At 50.5% G+C, this 21,006-nt stretch carries 21 protein-coding genes; 19 read left to right on the top strand and 2 right to left on the bottom strand.

The window, feature by feature from the left end; genetic code table 11:
* Nucleotides 1-30: 30 nt before the first annotated feature.
* The 6 genes from DW724_RS00900 (at nt 31) to DW724_RS00875 (ending at nt 9,211) form a co-directional block, all read left to right on the top strand.
* Nucleotides 31-3,087, top strand: coding sequence for a VirB4 family type IV secretion system protein (locus DW724_RS00900; RefSeq protein ID WP_118760352.1), 3,057 nt, complete (start codon nt 31-33; stop codon nt 3,085-3,087).
* Between the two features lie 193 nt (nt 3,088-3,280).
* Nucleotides 3,281-3,808, top strand: coding sequence for a DUF5697 family protein (locus DW724_RS00895; protein ID WP_202183492.1), 528 nt, complete (start codon nt 3,281-3,283; stop codon nt 3,806-3,808).
* A complete protein-coding gene (locus DW724_RS00890; RefSeq protein ID WP_003499617.1) occupies nt 3,809-4,471 on the top strand; it encodes a DUF6100 family protein in 663 nt (220 codons plus the stop codon). It begins immediately after the preceding gene.
* Nucleotides 4,472-4,643: 172 nt separating this feature from the next.
* Complete coding sequence (locus DW724_RS00885) at nt 4,644-5,729, top strand: hypothetical protein (protein WP_118760350.1); 1,086 nt, start codon at nt 4,644-4,646, stop codon at nt 5,727-5,729.
* Between the two features lie 17 nt (nt 5,730-5,746).
* Entirely contained in the window at nt 5,747-7,681 is a 1,935-nt protein-coding gene (locus tag DW724_RS00880) for a VirD4-like conjugal transfer protein, CD1115 family (protein WP_118760349.1), read from the top strand.
* Nucleotides 7,682-7,714: 33 nt separating this feature from the next.
* Nucleotides 7,715-9,211: a S1 RNA-binding domain-containing protein gene (locus tag DW724_RS00875; RefSeq protein ID WP_003499623.1), complete on the top strand. Its 1,497-nt coding sequence runs from the start codon at nt 7,715-7,717 to the stop codon at nt 9,209-9,211.
* An 88-nt stretch (nt 9,212-9,299) separates the two neighbouring features.
* On the opposite strand, the gene DW724_RS00870 is transcribed toward DW724_RS00875, so the two are convergent.
* Together DW724_RS00870 and DW724_RS00865 are read right to left on the bottom strand one after the other, a co-directional pair.
* Nucleotides 9,300-10,253: a nucleotidyl transferase AbiEii/AbiGii toxin family protein gene (locus DW724_RS00870; protein ID WP_118760348.1), complete on the bottom strand. Its 954-nt coding sequence runs from the start codon at nt 10,251-10,253 to the stop codon at nt 9,300-9,302.
* The gene (locus tag DW724_RS00865; RefSeq protein ID WP_003499627.1) at nt 10,234-10,902 is read right to left on the bottom strand and encodes a DUF6088 family protein; all 669 of its coding nucleotides are present in this window, start codon (nt 10,900-10,902) and stop codon (nt 10,234-10,236) included. Before DW724_RS00865 ends, DW724_RS00870 begins: the two co-directional genes overlap by 20 nt.
* Here DW724_RS00865 and DW724_RS16195 point away from each other — a divergent pair.
* The 13 genes from DW724_RS16195 to DW724_RS00805 all read left to right on the top strand — a co-directional run bounded on the left by DW724_RS16195 (nt 10,840) and on the right by DW724_RS00805 (nt 20,929).
* The gene (locus tag DW724_RS16195) at nt 10,840-11,451 is read left to right on the top strand and encodes an AAA family ATPase (RefSeq protein ID WP_049941638.1); all 612 of its coding nucleotides are present in this window, start codon (nt 10,840-10,842) and stop codon (nt 11,449-11,451) included. The two genes, DW724_RS00865 and DW724_RS16195, sit on opposite strands and share 63 nt — an antisense overlap.
* 171 nt (nt 11,452-11,622) lie before the next feature.
* Nucleotides 11,623-12,048 carry a DUF4320 family protein gene (locus DW724_RS00855; RefSeq protein ID WP_044911222.1) on the top strand — a complete coding sequence of 142 codons (426 nt, stop codon included), beginning with the start codon at nt 11,623-11,625 and terminating at the stop codon, nt 12,046-12,048.
* Nucleotides 12,049-12,056: 8 nt separating this feature from the next.
* Nucleotides 12,057-12,557, top strand: coding sequence for a hypothetical protein (locus DW724_RS00850; RefSeq protein WP_003499630.1), 501 nt, complete (start codon nt 12,057-12,059; stop codon nt 12,555-12,557).
* A gap of 74 nt (nt 12,558-12,631) precedes the next feature.
* A complete protein-coding gene (locus tag DW724_RS00845; RefSeq protein ID WP_003499631.1) occupies nt 12,632-13,201 on the top strand; it encodes a DUF6550 family protein in 570 nt (189 codons plus the stop codon).
* Nucleotides 13,202-13,281: 80 nt separating this feature from the next.
* On the top strand, nt 13,282-14,979 hold the full coding sequence (locus DW724_RS00840; RefSeq protein WP_044911223.1) for a hypothetical protein: 1,698 nt from the start codon (nt 13,282-13,284) through the stop codon (nt 14,977-14,979).
* Nucleotides 14,951-15,463 (top strand): prepilin peptidase, encoded by a 513-nt coding sequence (locus DW724_RS00835; protein WP_003499633.1) that lies wholly within the window; start codon nt 14,951-14,953, stop codon nt 15,461-15,463. The genes DW724_RS00840 and DW724_RS00835 overlap by 29 nt, the downstream gene beginning before the upstream one ends.
* A gap of 12 nt (nt 15,464-15,475) precedes the next feature.
* Nucleotides 15,476-16,315, top strand: a complete 840-nt coding sequence (gene cpaB / locus DW724_RS00830) for a Flp pilus assembly protein CpaB (RefSeq protein WP_003499634.1) — start codon at nt 15,476-15,478, stop codon at nt 16,313-16,315.
* 27 nt (nt 16,316-16,342) lie between these two features.
* Complete coding sequence (locus DW724_RS00825; RefSeq protein WP_003499635.1) at nt 16,343-17,137, top strand: hypothetical protein; 795 nt, start codon at nt 16,343-16,345, stop codon at nt 17,135-17,137.
* Nucleotides 17,130-18,506, top strand: a complete 1,377-nt coding sequence (locus DW724_RS00820) for a CpaF/VirB11 family protein (protein WP_003499636.1) — start codon at nt 17,130-17,132, stop codon at nt 18,504-18,506. The genes DW724_RS00825 and DW724_RS00820 overlap by 8 nt, the downstream gene beginning before the upstream one ends.
* Nucleotides 18,507-19,439, top strand: a complete 933-nt coding sequence (locus DW724_RS00815) for a type II secretion system F family protein (RefSeq protein WP_003499637.1) — start codon at nt 18,507-18,509, stop codon at nt 19,437-19,439.
* Nucleotides 19,436-20,314 (top strand): hypothetical protein, encoded by an 879-nt coding sequence (locus DW724_RS00810; protein ID WP_050624192.1) that lies wholly within the window; start codon nt 19,436-19,438, stop codon nt 20,312-20,314. Before DW724_RS00815 ends, DW724_RS00810 begins: the two co-directional genes overlap by 4 nt.
* 185 nt (nt 20,315-20,499) lie before the next feature.
* Nucleotides 20,500-20,646: a hypothetical protein gene (locus tag DW724_RS15740; protein ID WP_006873413.1), complete on the top strand. Its 147-nt coding sequence runs from the start codon at nt 20,500-20,502 to the stop codon at nt 20,644-20,646.
* Nucleotides 20,647-20,707: 61 nt separating this feature from the next.
* Entirely contained in the window at nt 20,708-20,929 is a 222-nt protein-coding gene (locus tag DW724_RS00805; protein WP_003499639.1) for a DUF6133 family protein, read from the top strand.
* The last annotated feature ends 77 nt before the right edge of the window (nt 20,930-21,006 follow it).

The following is a 21,006-nucleotide window of genomic DNA, read 5'->3' as shown; positions in this document are numbered from 1 at the left end:
GCCCGCCCGGCTTCGGAAACGAGGTTAATCATGAATCATAAAATCGACCGAGATACCTACATAATACCACCGAATTTCATCGAGTCAGGCACCTTCTTCGGTGGTATGTTCAAAGCCCGCAATGTAATTGAAGCCGGCATCCTGGCATTTGCCATTGGTGTGCCGGTTTTTTCATTGCTTCCTCTTGGCCTGACTGCCCGTATCATCGCTTTGTGCCTGACCGCACTGCCAGCAGCATTGGTGGCGCTTATCGGAATTTCCGGTGAGAGCCTTTCCTCTTTTCTGCTGATTTTCATAAAGTACCTGCGAAACCGCCGCATTGTAGGCGGTAACAGCGCAGAAGATGCGGTTTCTGCGGCAGAGCATGGCGGCAAGCATATTAAAAAGAAGGCACACAAGCCCGATAAGGCTCCCAGGCGGTCACGGCGCTCCGGCAGAGAGGATTTCCCAGCGGAGTTTGATGAAGTTCGTAGCTACGAGATCCGCCAAAAACTCCGTCCTGTGAAAAAGCAGAAGCCTGCCAAGGAGAAGAAAGCCGCCAAGCAAAAAAAGAAGGTCTCCAAGGAGCGCAAAGTAAAACGCCCTATCCGCACTCAGGAGCCGAAGCCCGCCTGCCTTAACCCGGTAGCAGATTATCTGCCGATTTCCAAAATTGAAAACGGCATCATCTACACGAAGGACCACCGCTATGTCAAGGTCGTCGAGGTAGTACCCATCAATTTTATGCTGCGCAGCGCCCAGGAACAGCGGAACATCATCTATTCCTTTGTATCCTACTTGAAAATCAGCCCCATCAAGCTGCAAATCAAGGTACTGACACGTCGGGCAGAGATCAACCGCCATCTGGATACCGTTCGGAAGGAGATGGAACAGGAGACCAATGAACAGTGTCTGCTCATGCAGGAAGACTACCTCCAGTTCGTTCAGCAGATCGGTTCCCGTGAGGCAATTACCCGACGTTTCTTCCTGATTTTTGAATATGAGCCGTGGAGCAACACCAAGCGCTCTGATGAAGAAGGCGAGGCAATCAATGCCCTGCAAAGTGCAGTCCATACTGCTACCAACTACCTCCGTCAGTGCGGTAACGAGGTCATCGTTCCGGAAAACTGGGATGAGTTTACCGTAGATGTCCTCTATAACCTGCTCTGCAGAAATGAAAGTGCTGTAAAGCCGCTCTCCGTCCGGGCACAGGAGGTTGTGGCTGAGTACCTTGCCAAAGGGCGCGACAGTGAGATCGACCATATCCCTGCCACCGAATTCTGTGCACCAAAAAGCATTGACTTCACGCATGGTCACCATATCTGCATTGACGGTCTGTATTATGCTTATTTGCTGGTGCCCTCTGATGGCTACAAAACGCAGGTTCCAGCCGGCTGGCTCAGTCTTATCGTCAATGCCGGTGACGGGATCGATATGGATATGTTCCTCTCCCGTCAGCCCAAAGAAACCATCATCCAGAAAGTCGGACAGCAGCTGCGTATCAACCGTTCCAAAATCAAGGACACCAGCGACACCAATACCGACTTTGATGACATTGATGGCGCTATCCGAAGCGGGTACTTTCTCAAAGAGGGCCTTGCCAACAACGAGGACTTCTATTACTTGAATTTGCTGATTACCATTACTGCCTCCAACGAGGAAGACTTGGAATGGAAGGTCAGCGAAATGAAAAAGCTCCTGCTCTCACAGGACATGAACGCCTGCACCTGCCATTTTCGGGAGGAACAGGCGTTTTTATCTGCCCTGCCATTGGTGGCAATGGAAAAGAAACTGTATGAGCGGGGTAAGCGCAACCTGCTGACAGGCGGTGCGGCAAGCTGTTATCCCTTTACATCCTATGAGATGTGTGATGATAACGGTATCCTGCTGGGTGTCAACAAGTACAACAGTTCCCTTATTATCGTGGACATCTTCAATTCTGCGGTCTATAAGAACGCCAATATGTCGATCCTTGGCACGAGCGGAGCCGGCAAAACCTTTACCATGCAGTTGATGGCGCTGCGAATGAGGCGGAAAAATATCCCCATTTTCATTGTTGCGCCCCTAAAAGGCCATGAATTCCATCGCGCCTGCTCCAATGTGGGCGGCTCCTTTATCCAGATTTCACCGGCCAGTCCCCACTGCATCAATGTCATGGAGATTCGGCGGGTAGACCGCTCGGTGAATGAACTTCTGGACGGTCCAGGCATCCAGTTATCTGAACTTGCAGCAAAGATCCAGCAGCTCCACATATTTTTCAGTCTGCTGATCCCCGATATGTCTCACGAGGAACGACAGCTTTTGGACGAAGCCCTTGTTCGTACCTATAACACAAAAGGCATCACTCATGATAATGCCTCTTTGGAAGACCCTGCAAAGCCCGGCCAGTACCGTGAGATGCCGGTGCTTGGTGACCTGTACGAAATTTTGAAAACCTCCAAGGAAACGATGCGCATGGCCCACATCCTAAATCGTCTGGTAAACGGAAGCGCCAGCACCTTCAATAAGCAGACCAATGTTCGGCTCGACAACAAGTACACTGTTTTGGATATTTCCTCCCTCACCGGAGACCTGCTCACCGTAGGTATGTTTGTGGCGCTGGACTTTGTTTGGGACAGAGCCAAAGCCGACCGTACAGAAGAAAAAGCCATCTTCATCGATGAGTGTTGGCAGCTTCTATCCGGCGCCGGTGCTGCTGGTGTAAGATTGGCCGGCGATTTTCTTTTGGAAATTGCCAAAACCATACGCGGTTACGGTGGCGCCTCGATTTTTGCAAGCCAGGATCTTGCCGATTTCTTTGACCTTGACGGCGGCAGATTTGGTAAGGGCATCATCAACAACTCCAAGACCAAGATCATTCTGAATCTGGAGGACGACGAAGCCCAGCGGGTACAGGAAGCCCTGCACCTGTCCGATGCTGAAACAATGGAGATCACTCACTTTGAAAGAGGTCACGGTCTGATTTCTACCAATAACAACAATATTATGGTGGAGTTCAAAGCCAGCCCTCTGGAAAAGGATCTGATCACTACCGACCGCCGCGAGCTGCGTGAAATCGTAGAGCGAAAACGCCGTGAACAATCCACATCTGCCGAACAGCAGATATAACAATTTGAAAAGCGAGGTGATTCCCATGTGCAACTTTCCTTCCAGACGCCGCTATGCGTCTGCTTTGCGTCTGTATTACGCCTAAAAACCAGTTTTGCCAGCCAGATCATCTTTTTGGCTTACACTGACTGGCTTTCCTTCCTATTTAATGCGTCTTGAATACGCCTATATTACGCCATTGGAGGTGATACCCATGAAGACCAGGGCTGAAATCTATGGAAATGAAGCTGCGGCTCTGCTGCGGATCGTCACGATGTATCCCGGTCTCAATATGCAGCAGCTTCTTTGCTTTCACCCTGACAAAGAAGAAATCATCAAGACCCTGCTCTCCCATCTGCAAAAGCAGGGCCGTATTTTTCAAACTGATACAGGCGGTTACTTTCCGTCTGGTTGGGCAGCAAAATCAGACAACTCTCTGATACGGGCTGCCTGGGTACTCTTGGATTTTATCGGGCAGGTGGAATACCATGCTCCCGGTGATTTTCCGGTCAAGCTTATCTTCTTTGCAAACGGTGAACTATACGAAATCGTCTACGCAGCTTCCGGCCAGGAGGCCCTGATCAACCATGCGCTTCGGGATGACCGCAGCGGTGGACGCCGCATCATTTTGGTCGATAATCCGGAAGACATTCGCCGCATTGACTGCCCTGGCATTTCCGGTTTCTGCACCGTGGATGCAGCGGGCCAGGTGCATTACTTTAAGAAAACAGGAGGAACTTGATTGGAACGAAAAATCATCTCACACCGGATTGGAAGCATTCTTGATGATATATCCCGTTTGAGCAATGCTCTTTACGCGATGGATACCACGGATATTCAGCGCTATCCGGACAACTATGAAGTCTTATCCACTGACGCCGCCCTACGGGCAGAGAAAATTGCCTGCAGGCTGCGGCATTTGATATATTCCAGCACCACCATCCACAAAGGCGATTACCTGACATCCGCCGGTATTGTACACGGAATTGAGGTTGTCTATGAGGACGGTGTACTGGAGGTCACCCTGCCCGGGCTGCTCCCAAAACGCAAGCAGAGACAAAACACTGAGTTTCTGCTCGACCCGTTCTACTTCTCATTGGAGCAATACGCCAAAGAGCATCCCATGCCCCACTTCAGCGATTGTGTGGTGTGCTTTACGCAGGTTTATGACCAGTGCCTTCCCACCCGGCGTATCCGTGACTACGACAATCTGGAAGAAAAGCAGCTTCTGGATGTCCTCTCCACCTTCGTCATGGCTGACGATACCGGCCTGCTCTGCGATGCCTACAACACCGCTGCGCTGGGCGAAAAGGACTGTACCAGAATCAGTGTCATGGAAAAAAAGCGGTTTCCCGCCTGGCTTGCTGAGCATGAAAACACCCTAAAATCCATCTCGGATTTTTGAGCATTTTCAGCCATTGCTTGTCCGACCTGCCGCAACATCGTATTTCGCCCCGGATTTCGGGGCTTTTTTCTGTCGTTACACCACGGATTTTTACCGAAGTTCCTTGCAGTCTCGGTAAAAGCCACACACCACAAGGAGGTGATCACTTGGGAAATTCCCACAGCCAGACACGATGGCGTACAGGCTTCTCTCTCTGACTGCCATCTCCGGCGAGTTCCCCACAGACCAGCTTAACAGACTTCCCGGCAGTCCATATTATCTGGAGTCTGTTGTCACTGCACTGAAAAAAGACGGGCTGCTGCGTACCTATTACCGGGATAAACTACGCGGCTACCGTCTGGGGCCGCGAGCCAAAGCCACTCTGCTGGAAAGCCGGCCGGACAGGTTTGCCAGCTACCTGACAGGAGATACCGACACCAACCGTTTGAAATGCGAAATTGACCGAAGACTCCGGCTACACCGCCTGGCAGAAACCTATGTGACCATGGATAATGCGGGTGTATGTGTGTATCGGGATGAAAAACCGGCAATTTTTGCGCCGGAGGGTTACGCTGGTGGCAGGATTGTCTATCCTGCTTTTTTCAGTTCCAGAGAAGTGAAAGAAATGGGGATTGACACCACGAAGATCCGCAGTTCCCGCTCCACCGGAATACTCCTTGCGCCCTCCGGCATCTTCGTGACCTACAACAGCAGTAGCGCCCTGATGAAATGGCGCTACAAATCGGAAATGCGGGTCAAAGCATTGATCTGGAGTGTAATCTGCCAACAACGCCTGTCCTCACAGTTTCGCCATGAGGATGTTCATGGACTGATTCTGGGCAACAGCATGGATCTGGCTTATCAGATTTTGACCAGCACCGGAGGTCGCAAACATGATTTCTTCATGCTGGATGGCAGCTATGAGCATTTTCTTTATCTTACCAACGACCATCAGGGGGAGGTGACACTGGCACTATTGTGCGACCCTGGGAAAACTGCGGAGCTGGACCGTATTCTGCTCCAAGGTCTTACGGCGAGGCAACCCGGGCTGGCTATTGAGCATGACGGCATTTCACCAGATGGCTCACCAGTCCTGTTTGGCTATTTCTGCGATCTGCCCCGTATCGCACGCTTTAACACCTCTCTCGAACTATCCGAGCGCCCGGGCACACTGATCTGCTTTGACTTCCAGACAGAGGTACTTCGCAGTTACTGCGGTTCCCGAGTGCGCTTCCAGACCATTGACTTCACAAAATTCGAGGGGAGGTTGTTCCCATAAACAAGAAAAAACTGATCGTGAGCCTGATTGCAGCGCCCTTTGCCATTCTTGCAATCCTATACGCAGGCGGCTTTCTGGCACAGCTTTTGGGTAACTATGCAACCTGGAAACAGGGCGGCGGCATTCCCGGCGATGGTACTTCACCGCTGGCCGCTTCGCCCGACTTCCTTCTCTGCCTTTCCTCTGTGCTCCGACCGCCTTATGGCGTGTATGGCATTTTGATCTGCATTGGCTTGTTAGCAGTGCTGCTCATCATGGTCATGCGCATGGGATATGGTGATGCCGGCGAGTATGATGAAGACCGTAATTTCTCCTACTCCGCCAAAGGCACTTATGGCACCTCCGGCTGGATGTCCCGCAAAGAGATGTCCGGCGTACTGGATCTGGTGCCCGACCTGCGCAAGCACAAGGGTATTGTACTGGGTATGCTGGATGGCAAAGCAGTCTGCATACCGGAAGATACCAGAATCAACGGCAATCTGGCAGTCTACGGCGCCAGTGGCTCCATGAAAACCCGTTCGTTTTGTATGAATCGTATTCTTCAGGCCACTGTCCGAGGCGAAAATGGCGCCGGAGAATCGCTGATCATCTGCGATCCCAAATCGGAATTGTACGAGAAGTCAAGCGAATTTCTCCGCAGCCGGGGCTATTGTGTCAAGGTATTCAACCTCGTTTCGCCTGAAAACTCAGATTCCTGGTGTTGCCTTGCCGAAGTTGAGGGACAGGAACTAATGGCTCAGCTTTTTGTAGATGTCATCATCAAGAACACCACGAACAACGGCAAGAGCGACCATTTCTGGGATGCCTGCGAGATGAATCTGCTCAAGGCCTTGGTACTGTATGTGGATCAAGGCTATGCGGAAGAAAACCGCAACATTGGCGAAGTCTACCGGCTGCTGACCCTCAATGGGGAATCCCAACTTGACACATTGTTCGAAGCGCTTCCTTCCACTCATCCTGCCAAAGCACCCTACAGCCTGTTCAAGCAGGCCAGCGACACAGTGCGAAGCGGCGTGATTATCGGTCTGGGCAGCCGCCTCCAGGTATTCCAGTCTGAACTGATCAAGAAAATTACCGCTAAGAATGAGATCGATCTGGAGCTTCCGGGTCAGCAGCCTTGTGCCTACTTCCTCGTTACCAGCGACCAGGACAGTACCTTTGATTTTCTGGCCTCGCTGTTTCTATCTTTCTGCTTCATCAAACTGGTGCGATATGCAGACCACAACTGCGAGGGTGGCAAACTGCCTGTGCCTGTCCATATCCTTGGGGAAGAACTGACAGCGTGCGGCACGATCCCCGACCTCTCCCGCCGTCTCAGCGTAATACGCTCCCGGAATATCTCCATGTCCTGTGTATTCCAAAATCTCGCAGGATTGCAGAACAGATACCCGCAGAATTTGTGGCAGGAGATTATTGGAAACTGTGACGCGCAGTTGTTTTTGGGCTGTACAGACCAGCTTACTGCCGAATTTATTTCTGCCAGGACAGGGCTTGCCTCCGTAGCAGTATCCAGTAAGTCCAAACAACTGGGCACCTGGCGTATCTCCAACTATACACCGGAGTTTCGTGAAACCTCCGGTGTTGGAAAACGCCCTGTACTTACTCCTGATGAAGTCCTGCGACTCCCGCTGGATCAGGCACTCATCATCATCCGCGGCAAGAAGGTTCTGCAGGTAGACAAAATGGATTACTCCAAACATCCGGAAGCCAAGTATCTGCGTTCCTGCAAAGCATCTGCCCATGTGCCGGAATGGCGCCGCTTGGAAGAAGAAGCCGCCAAAACACCGCAGCCCGCGCCGAAACCGGCTCCGGCAGCAAAGAAACCGGCAAAGCGCAAAACCACCAAACCGGCATCCCCCACAGATAAATCACCCAAAGAGGCTCCGGCTCCCAAATCTGCCGGTACGCCGGAAGGCATTATTACCACAGACAAGGATTCCATCCTGTCTTAAACAAAACTATCAAATTCATAGGAGGTTTAATCTATGGCAACCAAGAAAAAAGAACTTCTGGAACAGGACGCTCCTGTTACCGAAACCGTTATGTCGGAAAGCGAAACTCTGCTGGTCGATACCGCTCAACCTGAATCCCTTCCTGCTGACGCTGGCGATGGTCTGGATTTGAACGAACTGCTGGGGCTGATGGATCAGCCCCAGCAGGACACCTCTGGCGAAGATATGAATGAAGATCCCCTTCCTGAACTCACCGAGGAGGAAATGTTCGGGGATGCGCCTGCTGAAACAGACGATCAAAGCGCTGCTCCCACTGATATGCCGGAAGACTCTGATGTGCAGCCGCCTGATGTTTACGAAGATAACGCCGACGCTTTGCAGGAACCCCCTGCATCTCCAAAGCCCAAGCGTACCAGCCGGAAGAAGAAAGAAGCTGCTGCTCCTGAAGAACCTGTCTCAGAGGAAGTTCCTACCGAAACAACAGTGTCGGCGGATACAGCCGAAACCCTTTCTATTGCGGAGGAACCTGCTGTGGAGCCTGACGTTCCTGCTGTGGAAGAAGTTGCCGCTCCTGCACCCATTCCCTCTCCTCCCCGGCGCCAGCCCCGCCCCCAGCGCGGCGAGGCTCCCGTCCTTACCATCCGCAACCGGGATGATGTCGAGACTGCCGAAGACCGAGATGATGTAATCTGGCATGAGATCCATAATGCCTACCGTACCCGCAAGATCATCACCGGCAAGCTGGGCGGCATTGAACAGCTGGACAACCGCAAGACAGTGGCAGTTGTGGATTACAAGGGGTTCCGTGTCATTATCCCTATCAAGGAAATGATGATCAATCTGGGCCGCAGCCCTTCCGGTCAGGAATATACCGACCTTATGCTGCGCCAAAATAAGATCCTTGGCAACATGCTGGGTGCTGACATTGACTTCATCGTGCGTGGTATCGACTCCAAGACTCGCAGCGTAGTTGCCAGCCGCAAGGAGGCCATGCTGCGCAAACGCCAGATTTTCTATCTGGATACGGATGCTGCCGGTATGTACCGTGTCTATGAGGGCCGCATCGTCCAGGCGCGTGTGATTGCAGTGGCTGAAAAGGTTGTGCGCGTGGAAGTTTTCGGCGTTGAAACCTCCATCCTTGCCCGTGACCTTGCCTGGGACTGGATCGGTGACGCCCATGAGCGTTTTTCCGTAGGCGATGAGGTTCTGGTCCGTATTCTCAGCGTGCGGCGCAACAGTCTGGAGGACTTGGGCATCAAGGCTGACATCAAGAGTATTTCCGAGAATACCGACAGGGACAACCTGCAGAAGTGCCGTATCCAGGGCAAGTATGCCGGTCGTGTCACAGATGTCCACAAGGGCGTTGTCTATGTGCGCCTCTCCAACGGTGTCAATGCGGTAGCTCACTCCTGCTATGACTACCGGATGCCCGGCAAAAAGGACGATGTATCTTTTGCCGTCACCCGTCTGGATATGGAGCGGGGTGTGGCCGTAGGTATTATCACCCGGATCATCCGTCAGAACCTGTAAGCAAAGCAATGCCAGAGGAGCAGATAAACCGCTGCTCCCCTGGCTAATTTTTGTCCACAGTTTTTATGACACCAGTGTCATACTGCACTTACTCAAGCGCAAGCAATACCTCTCCAAGTTTCTTCCACTGCTCTACCACAAAACCAAAAGACAATGCATCTTCTTCCGCAAAAACATAGTTGCGCTGCATATTCTGATAGTCCTTACGAAGTGCCTCATTATCAGAAAACCCTCTGAGCAACTGAAAATCAGAAAACTTCTTTTCCGCCAGATCACTGCCTGTTCTTCGGGTCTCTTCCAGTCTTTTATACCCCAGCATCTCAAGGAATGTCTGCTGATTTTGAATCATTTCCTGAATCTGCTCTAAATCAAACATGACGCTGACATCGTAAAGATGTTTTGCCACATCAAAATACATCTTACGCTCATAATAGAATTCAGCAGCAAAAATCTTGTCGGCAAAAATCCTCTCTAACCGAATTGTGTTAATCATGAAAGGGGCAACATTATATTGTGACTGAAGAATATTTCGCTGTTCTTCGGTAGCATAAGTGTAAAGTATCGGTTCAATTTCAAGCGGTGTAAAAGGCTCGCTGACGGTAAAGGATGTACCTTCTACTTTGACATACCCAAACCGTTGGAGCGGATCATCCGAGTCAACGCCTACAAGCGGAGTATAATCATAGACAGTTGTGATACTACCTTTCCGATCATCTTCGAGATCCTTTCTGGATGTGCGTGGTAGGGCCTGATATTTCTTTGTTGCCATCTCCAGCCGTTTCTTAGCCTGGCTGTTACTGCAATTATCGATGCACACCGTCAAGTCAATATCCTCTGAAAACCGGCGGATACTTTTCTGTGCTTTATACAAGGCCGTTCCGCCTTTAAAATAGGCTGGCAGCGTTACCTGTTTCCCTGCTAACTCCCTCAACAGTAGTGTAACATAATAGTCCTTCTCCAAAATATCAGTCCTAATGCTGCTAGCCTCATGGATTAAATTGATAATATTCAAAAAAGCAAATTTATCCTCGTGCAATTTCATAACTACCCTCCAACAAAATGTCTATGGTCCGAAGCAAAGTTTTTTGCCCATAATATTTTCTGGCCATCAGAATCAACATCTCAGTTTTCAATGTGAATTCCTCAACAGTAGCTCTTACCACATCAATCGGCTTTGCAGTATCTACTGGTGCCATATCCAGTTCTCTGATTGCATCCAAAATTTGCAAATACCGAAAATTGTCAGAATTAACTACGATAGGCGGTTTCCGAATCTCAATCTGCATTCCTTCCGGAACTCGTTTTGTATGCAGGTTGGTTGCAATGCATCTCCTTCTTGGCATTTGAGAAACAAGACCAATGCGATTTAATGCCGACAATCCTGTTTCATATCCAATTATCTCGTTTTCTTTCCGAAGTAATTGCTTACAAAAAAGTGTTTCTTTATCCGGAGTATAATATCCAAATGCTGTTTTCACCCTCCTGCAGTAAATCCCTTTGGTTAGACGCATAATCTGCCCCTCTTTTTCAAGCCGGGCCATATTTACATTGACTGTCTTTTTTACCATCGCCGCATCAAGTAAAAGTCGCTCCGCCACATACTGTGCGACCTGTTCGGTTGTAATTGTTTGATCTGGCTCCAGAGCAGTCAGATACTGCATGATCAAATCTCGGTACTTTATCTTTTCCATACAGATCTCCTTTCTGTTGCACTTGTTATTATAATACTCAATTTTTCTTTATTTTATGTATTCATAATAACACTTTTTCTTGTTGCAGTCAATGGGAGAAAAAAACAGATATACTCCAAGTCCAGTTTCTCATTTTCAGTTACATCTTCCTACACACTGAACATGGCAGAGGAATCTGATGGCACCAACAGTTATTTCAAACTGATTGGCATAGTAAAAGAGGTGCTGGATGAAGGAACACCCCTTGTAGTAGACGAACTGGACGCTCATCTGCATCCCCTCCTGACAAAGCATCTAGTCTCACTTTTTAACAGCGTGGAATTCAATCCAAATGGGGCCCAGTTGATTTTCACATCACACAATACCAATCTTCTTGACTTGGATGTGCTGAGGAGAGATCAGATCTGGTTTGCCGAAAAAGATGAACTGACCGCTGCTACCGATCTGTTCTCTCTCCAAGCTTTTTCTATTCGTAAAGATACCAAGCTGGAAAAAGGCTATTTGATTGGACATTATGGTGCGATTCCTTTTATTAAGGGTGGGCTGTAATTGGCAGAAAATTGTCTCTACATTGGCACAGTCCTGCCCTTTCGCCGTAAATCCATATCTGTTATACTTGGTACAGTCAAAACTTTGCATAGCAGCCGCTCCGGTTTGGAGCGGCTGTTTTCAATTTAAGTAAAGGTGGTGGTTTCTATTCTCTTTCAAAAAGCCCGGAAGATGCTGAACAACGAGCGGGGCGAGGCCAACTATTTCAGTACGGTGGTCTTTATCTTCATTGCCGTCCTGCTTCTTGCCTTCATTATTGACCTGTTCAGCATCATTTCCACCAAGCAGGAACTTGACCATGCCGCCGATCAGATGGTCAAACAGATCCAGCTTTCCGGCGGCGTCAACGGCGAGACCGATGAGCTGTTTGAATTTTTGAGTTCTCAGATCGAAGGAGCCGAAAATATTTCCTACTCCATTGACGCTACCTACACATCACCCAGGCCATCCGGTATGACAAATGCCATCCAGTTGGGCACCCCCTTCTTCATTACTATCGAGGGAGATGCCAAACTGGGTGGGTTCTGGAATTTTGACCTGGTAAACATCACAGTGGTTGCCCGTGGCAGCGGCGTCAGTGAGCACTACTGGAAGTGAGGTGACCTATGAAACGCATATTCCTGCGGCTGAAACAGTCGCTGCGAAACGAACGGGGCGAGATCACCTTTTTCGCCTGCTTTTTTGTGGTAGGTATCGTGATGCTGATCTCCTTCCTGCTCCTGTACGCTTCCATCCGGATCACCTGCATCAACATCCGCAATGGCGCTAAAATGGAGTTAAATAACCTCAGCGGCACAATTTATGCAGACACCTACCGCTCCCAGCGTGAAACCAACTTTGAAGAGTACCTAAATACCCTTTACTCCAGCAATGATTATACCGACATGCTGGAGGCTACAGTAGCAGGCGGCCTGGACTCCAAGATTCCGCTTTCAACGGAGGATTACAAGGTTTCCGACATCAGCCTGGAGTTCAATGTAGAGGATGGACGGGTTGAGTACATCTTTTACTGTGATGTGGAGTTCTATGTGCAGATGTTCGGTCACAGTTATCCGGCTATCACCCAACGGGTGGAGCTGACAGGCTACCACAACACAAAATTCTAACAATACTGTTGAAAGCCCGGCACATTCTACCGTATAGGCTTTATATAACAGCAAAAAAGGAGTGTATGTAAAATATGAAGAAGTTTTTCCAATCCAAAGGCTTTATTGTTTCCTCGCTGGCTCTCCTCTGCGTCTCTATTCTGGGTGTCTGCTGGTTCGTAAGCCGCGACCGTACCGGAGATTTTAGACCGGATGAATCTCCACCCAGCAGCGTCACCGGCGATTGGTCAGATGGCGGCACACAGACAGATGGTGATAATGGAGCAGATGCTTATGCCCCCGGCCAGTCCACAGACGCCAAAGAAGAATATCCCAAAGTAACCTCCCAAACGGAGGATGAGGTTGTGATCGACTTCACTGACACCGAAAAGCCTAAAGAAACACCTCCTCCGGTGCCGGAAGGTAAGACCGAAATCAAAGATCCTGGTCAGGAGCATACCGTCAATCCTGACCCGTCAGTTCCGGAGGTCACTGCCCCACCCGCCGAGCAAACGCCGCCCAGCAATGACCCGGTTCCCGGCTCCAGCAACGGAAATGGAGCTGTATACGATCCAGTGTTTGGCTGGGTTGTTCCCGGCAATGTACAGCAGTCCACCGGTGACAGCGATGGGGATCTGAACAAACAGGTCGGCAATATGGGCTGATTTACTACAACTGAATATGACACTACTTGGCCGTCACAGGATTGTGGCGGCCTTCCTATTTTCAAAAGGAATGGAGCGTGATGTATTTGAAACGACTTCTCGCCTTCCTATGCTGCTTTACCCTTGTTTTCTGTCTATTCCCCTCCTCTGCCTTTGCATCGGGCGGAAATGGAAACATAGATGGCGGCGGTGGCAGCATGGGTCAGGGCACAAGCAGCAACTTCTGGAACTCAGGCAACGATGGCGTTCGCATTACTGTTGTTGACGCATCCAGTGGAACTGCCGTATCTTCGCCGCTGGACTTTTCAAACCGGACGCAGAAAACCAGTCTTCTCCATTTTGGTAAAGTCAACAAGCTGCAATATCTGGGCGGCACCGGCCTCTCCCTTCAGTCCGGCGTTGCCTATTCCTGCATTAGACCTACACAGTCTATGCCCACCATCGTCAGCAGCAAGGGGCAGAGCAACATCGAAGCCATCAAACGGTATTTCTGTTCTGAATATGCGTGCATGATGGTCGCTCAGGCAGCCGGCGTCGATTATGAACGGATGATTGCCGGCGAGTACAAGCTTCTGATTGAACCCATTGCCTACTTCACTCACAACGGTCAGTATTACTGCATGACAGCTACTGAGGCCGGCCTGTATGATCAGATGTCCGGCGGCAATCTGCGGAAAACCATGACCTCGCTTACCCATAAAAATCTGCCGCTGTCAATGTTCCTGGAATTCAGCGACCTTGGCATCTCCGTCTGGACAGGCAACACCACTGGAAAGCAGAACAATTCCGACATCATCAGCACCCTTGGCGTTGGTATCGTCTGGTTTGATGAAGCTCCGCCGGAAGGAGAAATTGAGGCCCCTGATGTTGAATACCGAGTGGACACGGATGTGATCACCGCCGTCACACTACGGACGGACCAAGATCTGACGCCGGATAATCCGGCATCGGTTACCTTCCATATCCTCGGCACCACCTACCGGGTCAATGATATAGTGATCCCCGCCGGTGACAGTCAGGTAGTCTGGGTCAAATGGCATACTCCCTCCACACCCCAGACCATAACCATTACAGTATCTGTCAGCGGCGCCTATACCGCCCAGGATACCTTTGTCGCAAAGATCGTGGACCTGAATGAACACATTCCGCCTGACCCTGTGGCAACCGACACGAATCCCGGCTACTCTGTGCCGCCCCTGCCCAATGAAACGCAGAAGCTCACTGCCAACTGGGGCGTCTGGAGCTGCTACTGGGTGCCTGTATGGGTATGGTGCGACCACGGTGAAGATGGCGGTCACTGGGTCGATGAAGGATATTGGGAATACGAATATACGGGCTACTCCGCTTCCATCAGCGGCGAGATGTCTCTAATGCCAGATGATATTGTACCCACAGCATCCGGCAAGACGATGAAAAGCGGGTACGGCGTTAAAACCGAAGTGCGGGCAACGCTGTCAACAGATGCCCCGACCAGCCACATTACTTATCCCCAAACTGCCTTTTCCGTATTTCCTGAGTTCCAGTATCAGACCTATCTGCGGCTTCTGCAGCGTTCCGGCGGCCAAAGTGCAAAATTCATCTTTAAGCCCAACGAGTTTTCCACCTATGACCGGACAGTGCATTTCACACCGCTGTGGTTCCCCGATGCCACCGACTACACCATCTATACACAGGTGTGGGATACCTGGACTCCTGACGGTATGTTATCCATCAACCTAAATGACTATGTTTCGATCCAAGGGAGCCTTTATGATGACTGGTATACCAATCGAGAATAACCTCTGGACAGCTTACCTGCTTACCATATTTTTTGTGGTGGCCGGCTTTGCTGTCTACGATGTGCTTTACAGACGGGTGCCTGACCGGGCACTCGTCTTTTTTATCCCCTTAGCTGCCCTGGCGCCGGTCCTTCAAGGGTATTTCCTGTTAAATCATGGACTTCCGCCGCTCTTTCTCTGGCCGGTCGCTACCCATGCTCTGGTAGGTGCCCTGCTCGGCTTTTGTATTCCATTGGCAGCTGCACTGGCAACAAACGGCACTGGTCTGGGCGGCGGGGATATCAAGTTCTGCGGGATATTAGGGCTGGTCTACGGTCCTTCCGGCATGGCGCTGGTCTTTCTGACTGCAGCTGTTACCGCAATGCCTGTGATCTTTCTTCTCAGGCGGCTTTACCGAACCGGGCAGCCCCTTGCTATCCCGTTCCTGCCATTTCTCGCCTGCGGCTGCTGTACAGCGACCTTGGCCCAACTATTTTTAAGATAGGAGACAACGCTTATGAAACTCAATAACCGATTCATCTTCGGTATCCTTTCTCTGCTGCTGGCGGCGGTTATCGCCTTTGTGGCACTTCCAACCATCGCCCGTCAGACCAATGGAAAGGAGGAAATCGTCCGCATTACCCAGCCGGTATTGAAAGGCGAACAAATCTCGTCAGAAAATGCCGAGGTGGTTGAGGTAGGCGGCTATAACCTCCCCTCCAACATCGCCCATCAGCTCTCTGATGTAAATGGTCTTTACGCTACCGCCGACTTGGCTGTGGGTGACTATATCCTTACCAGCAAGATCAGCTCTGTACCGGTTTCGTCCGATGTGGCGCTCAACAGCATCCCTTCCGGTAAGGTCGCTATCTCGCTGACCGTTAAAACACTTGCTTCCGGCCTCTCTGACAAGCTTCAGCCCGGTGACATCATCCGTATTTACCACTTTCTTGATACGGCGGCCGAAGTACCGGAACTGCGTTTTGTCAAAGTATTGTCCGTCACAGACTCAGACGGCATCAATGTGGATAATGCCAAGGAGCCCACGGAGGATGAAGAAAAGCAGCAGTCAGCCACCATCACTGTGCTGGCAAGCCCTGAACAGGCGAAGATCATTACCGGTCTTGAAAATGACGGCGTAGCTCATGTGGCTCTTATCTCCCGCAACAATGACAAACTGGCAGATGAGCTGCTTGCCGAGCAGGATAAGACTCTGCAGGAAATCTACTTCCCCGAAACTTTGATTGAGGAAGAAGCTGCAGATGCGGAAAATTCTGATGTTGAAAGTGAACCCCAGGAAACGGAAACTGCAGAGTCTGCACAATCCACTAATGAAACTGCACCCTCGGCAGAATAATCAAATCAAGGAAGGAGGATCTTCGTTATGGGTAAAGTTATCACCGTCTGGGGAAGCCCCGGCAGCGGCAAATCCATGTTCTGCTGTATTCTGGCCAAAGCCCTGACCCGGGACAAGCGGAAAGCCATCATTATCAATGCCGATATGAATGTCCCTATGCTGCCGGTCTGGCTACCGGAGCAGATCATCCAGACCAATACCTCTATCGGCCAGGTTTTGAGCAGTGTGGAGATTGATACATCTCTGGTCGCCAGTCATGTGACAGTGCTGAAAAACTATCCCTTCATTGGGATGATGGGCTATGCGGCAGGAGAAAACCCGCTGAGCTACCCAGAGGTCAAATATACCATGGTACTGCAGCTCATTCATGCTGCCGCCAAACTGGTAGATTTCGTCATTCTGGACTGCAGCACCAGCATGACCAATGTGTTCACTCCCGCCGCCATTGAAGCCGGCGATGTGGTCATCCGTATCCTCACCCCGGACCTAAAGGGCATCAACTACCTGAAAGCCCATCAACCTCTGCTTGTGGACGAGCGCTTCCGGTTTTCTGAGCATATGACATTCGCCGGTCTGGCCCGTCCCTTCCACGCCTTGGATGAAATGGGCTATATCATTGGCGGGTTTGACGGCCTGCTTCCCTACAGTAAGGAGATCGACCGCTGTGCTACCGAAGGCGGTATGTTCAAGGCTATCACCTACTGTAACCCCAAATACACTGCTTCACTGAACAAGGTACTGGAAATTCTGGAGCAAATGGAACTGGCCGAACAGTCAGAGGATGATGCAGCGTATGAATGTGAGGAGGATGCCGATGAGTAATTTGAATGATATATTCTTCACACCGGCCGCCAATCAGGAGCTGACCTATGACCAGGTACTGGAGGATGTACAGCGGTATTTTGCCGAAAACCATGCCTCCACCATTGCTGAAGCTGGGGAAGGCAATGCAGAGCGTGCCACAAGCCTGCTGAAAGAACTGATGGAACACTACATTGTCAAACGCAAATATGCCCTTGACGGGCTCTCTACAAAAGAACTGTGTTCCAAGCTCTATGAAGACATGGCCGGCTACTCCTTTTTGAAGAAATGGATCTATAAGCCTGGTGTTGAGGAGGTCAACATCAACGCCTACAACGACATTGAAGTGATCGAATCCAGTGGGCGCAGTATCAAGATCTCTGATAAATTCAGTTCGCCCCAGCACGCCATCGATGTGATCCGCCGAATGCTCAACGCCTGCGGCATGGTCATTGATGATACTATGCCCAGCATTGTGGGATTTCTGGACAAAAACATCCGTATTTCAGTGGACAAAACTCCCATTGTGGATGCAGATGTAGGCGTCAATGCCTCCATCCGTATTGTCAACCAGCAGACCGTCAGTGAAGAAAAACTGCTGAACTCCGGCAGTGCCACCGCTGAAATGCTTCACTTTCTGACTGCCTGTATACGATATGGGGTGTCCGTCTGCATTGCCGGCTCCACCGGCTCCGGCAAGACCACGATCATGGCCTGGCTGCTGTCCAATGTGCCCAATAACCGGCGCCTTATTACCATTGAAGAAGGCAGCCGCGAATTTGATCTGGTCAAGCGGGATGCACAGGGCAATATCCTCAATTCCGTGGTACATCTGCTGACCCGCCCCAGCGAGAACCCTGCGCTGAACATCAATCAGGATTTTCTTCTGGAGCGGGTGCTGCGTAAGCATCCGGATGTCATCGGTGTAGGTGAAATGCGGTCAGCGGCAGAAAGCCTGTCCGCAGCCGAAAGTTCCCGCACCGGCCATACCGTATGTACCACCATCCACTCCAATTCCTGCAACAGTACTTACCGCAGGATGATGACCCTTGCCAAACGCAAGTACAACATGGATGACTCCATCCTCATGCAGATCATGGTAGAGGCGTATCCCATCATCGTCTTTACCAAGCAGCTGGAGGACCGTTCCCGTAAGATCATGGAAATCATCGAGGGCGAGGACTACCAGGACGGGCGGTTGATCGCCCATTCCCTATACAAATATGAAGTGGAGGACAATGTAACTGATGACCGTGGTGAAACCCGTGTGGTGGGGCACCATAAAAAAATCGGCTTGATCTCCGATTCCTTGAAGAAAAGGCTGTTGGACAATGGCATTTCCAACAAGGAATTGGAAGAATTCATGCAGCCGCCAAAGGAGGTGGGTTAATTGCAATGGATCTATCTTATCTGTTTTATCCTGCTCAGTGCTGGGCTTTTGGCTCTGTTTGGTGTGAAGCCGGGTGATTTTATTGACGCCCTCTTCCGCTCCCAGCGAAAATCCGCCACCTTGTCTGATGAACTGAATGTTCTTCTGGGCACACCAGCCAAGGGTTTTTTTAATCAGGATTACGAACTGAAACAGATCTTGAAGGGTACCGGACGGGCGGACCGCTATGAGGCAATAAAACGACTGTCCCTGATTCTGTTCGCTGTGGGGGCTGTGCTGGCTCTTTTGATTGGGAATGTGTACATGGTGCCCATTCTGGGTATCGGTTTTTCCCTTATACCGATCTGGTATCTGCGCAGCACTGCCGCCAGCTATAAAAAGCATCTGAATGAAGAACTGGAAACCGCTATTTCCATCATCACGACTTCCTACCTGCGCACCGAGGATCTGATCCGTTCTGTCAAGGAAAACCTGCCCTATATCAATGAGCCGGTAAAAGCCAACTTTGAAGCCTTCGTTTATGAAGCGGAATTGATCAATGCCAACATCACCAGTGCTATCAACAGCCTGAAGATGAAGATTCCCAACCGGGTCTTCCATGAATGGTGCGGTACCCTCATCCAATGCCAGTCCGACCGCAGTATGAAGAATACCCTGCCTACCATCAACCAGAAATTCTCCGATGTGCGTGTGGTGCAGTCGGAACTGGAGGCAATGATGCAAGGACCGCGGCGTGAAGCCATCACCATGATATTTCTGGTTATCGCCAATGTGCCGATGCTCTATTTCTTGAATGAGGATTGGTTCCACACCCTTATCTTCACCACACCGGGCAAAATTGCACTGGCAATCTGTGCAGCCATCATCCTGTTTGCGCTGACCCAGATTATGAAACTGAGCAAGCCCATCGAATATGGAGGTGATAGCGTATGACCTTTCTGGCGCTCATCGCCATCATCTTCTTCGGTTTTGCTGTCTACAACCTGACCTGTGCCTTTGTGGACATCCCGACCAAGAAGACCTCACAAATGATGATGCTCTCCCGCAAACAGCAGGGCACCAAAAATGAAAAGCTGCTTGATGTCTATGTGACAAAAATCGCCGGTTGGATCGCCCCTTATTTGCGGCTGGACCGGCTCAAGCGCAATAAGGTGCAACGCGCTCTGGACATTGCAGGTCTGCAGCTTACCCCGGAGGTCTATACAGCCAGAGCCTGGGTAACTGCAGGGGCAGTTGGCCTGTGTGCCATCCCCATGGCATTTCTTATTCCGCTGCTGGTACCTATTTTGATTGGCCTTGCGGTAGCGCTGTGGTTTTCAACCTACTATGCAGCCTTTGATTTTGTTAAAAAGCGCCGCAAACTGATCGAGGGAGAGATCCCCCGATTTGCTTTGACCGTCGGCCAGAGCCTTGAAAATGACAGGGATGTACTTAAAATTCTGACTTCCTACCGCCGTGTGGCTGGGAAAGACTTCGGCGCCGAGCTGGATCAGACCATTGCTGATATGAAGACCGGCAACTATGAAAATGCCCTCATTCGATTTGAAACCCGCATTGGCAGCCCCATGCTGTCCGATGTGATCCGTGGCCTGATTGGTGTCCTGCGCGGCGATGATCAGCGGATGTACTTCAAAATGATTACTTTCGATATGCGCCAGATCGAGCAGAACAATCTGAAGAAGGAAGCTGCCAAACGTCCCAAAAAGATTCAGCGTTACTCTATGATGATGCTGATTTGCATTATGATTATCTATCTGGTGGTGCTCTGTACCGAGGTTATGAGTTCGCTCGGGGCGTTCTTTGGCTAATTGGTATCCGACCCGGTACTTCCGGGCGTTTTCATACCTGCTCCTCATATGGAAGACAAATACACAGGGAGGTGAGCGTTTGTACCCAAGCGATTTTCCATAGCGACAGGCACATTATTTCCATTGGTCCTAACTGAGCCGGTCTGTTTCATCAGCACGGCTTCATTTTTTACAGGAGAATGCCTATGCCCAAAAAGAAATTTTATCCGCCGAATGATACCGGCACCAAAAAACGCCGATTTCGTTGCTTGCTGTTCCAGCGGCCTAAAGCATATCCGAACCGGCCCCGTTCCAACAAAAACAATCTGATCAAGCCTATCCGCCGCGCTTAACAGACGGTGGACTTGATATACCTACCCAACCACAAATCAAACACATAACAGGAGGTTAACCATGAGAAAATTCACGACCCGTATCTATACCAAAGCCAACTATCTGCTCAACCGCGGCCGTATGGCATTGTCCAATCAGCGCGGCGATTTTTACATTTCGGATGCCGTCAAGATCATTATCGCCGTAGTTTTGGGTGCGCTGCTCCTGGCGGCTCTGACCCTCATCTTCAACGATACGGTCATCCCCCGCATCACTGAAGAGATTGAAAGTCTGTTCTCCTAAGCACCAAATCAGGGGCCAGTTTGCAGAACTTCTGCAGCTGGCCCCTTTTTTATTTGCAGATAACGACTAATGGAGGT

Source organism: Butyricicoccus sp. AM27-36, from assembly GCF_003480945.1.
Lineage (GTDB): Bacteria > Bacillota > Clostridia > Oscillospirales > Butyricicoccaceae > Agathobaculum > Agathobaculum butyriciproducens.
Note: the sequence above shows the minus strand (reverse complement) of the source record. Positions and strands in the feature narration are given on the sequence as shown.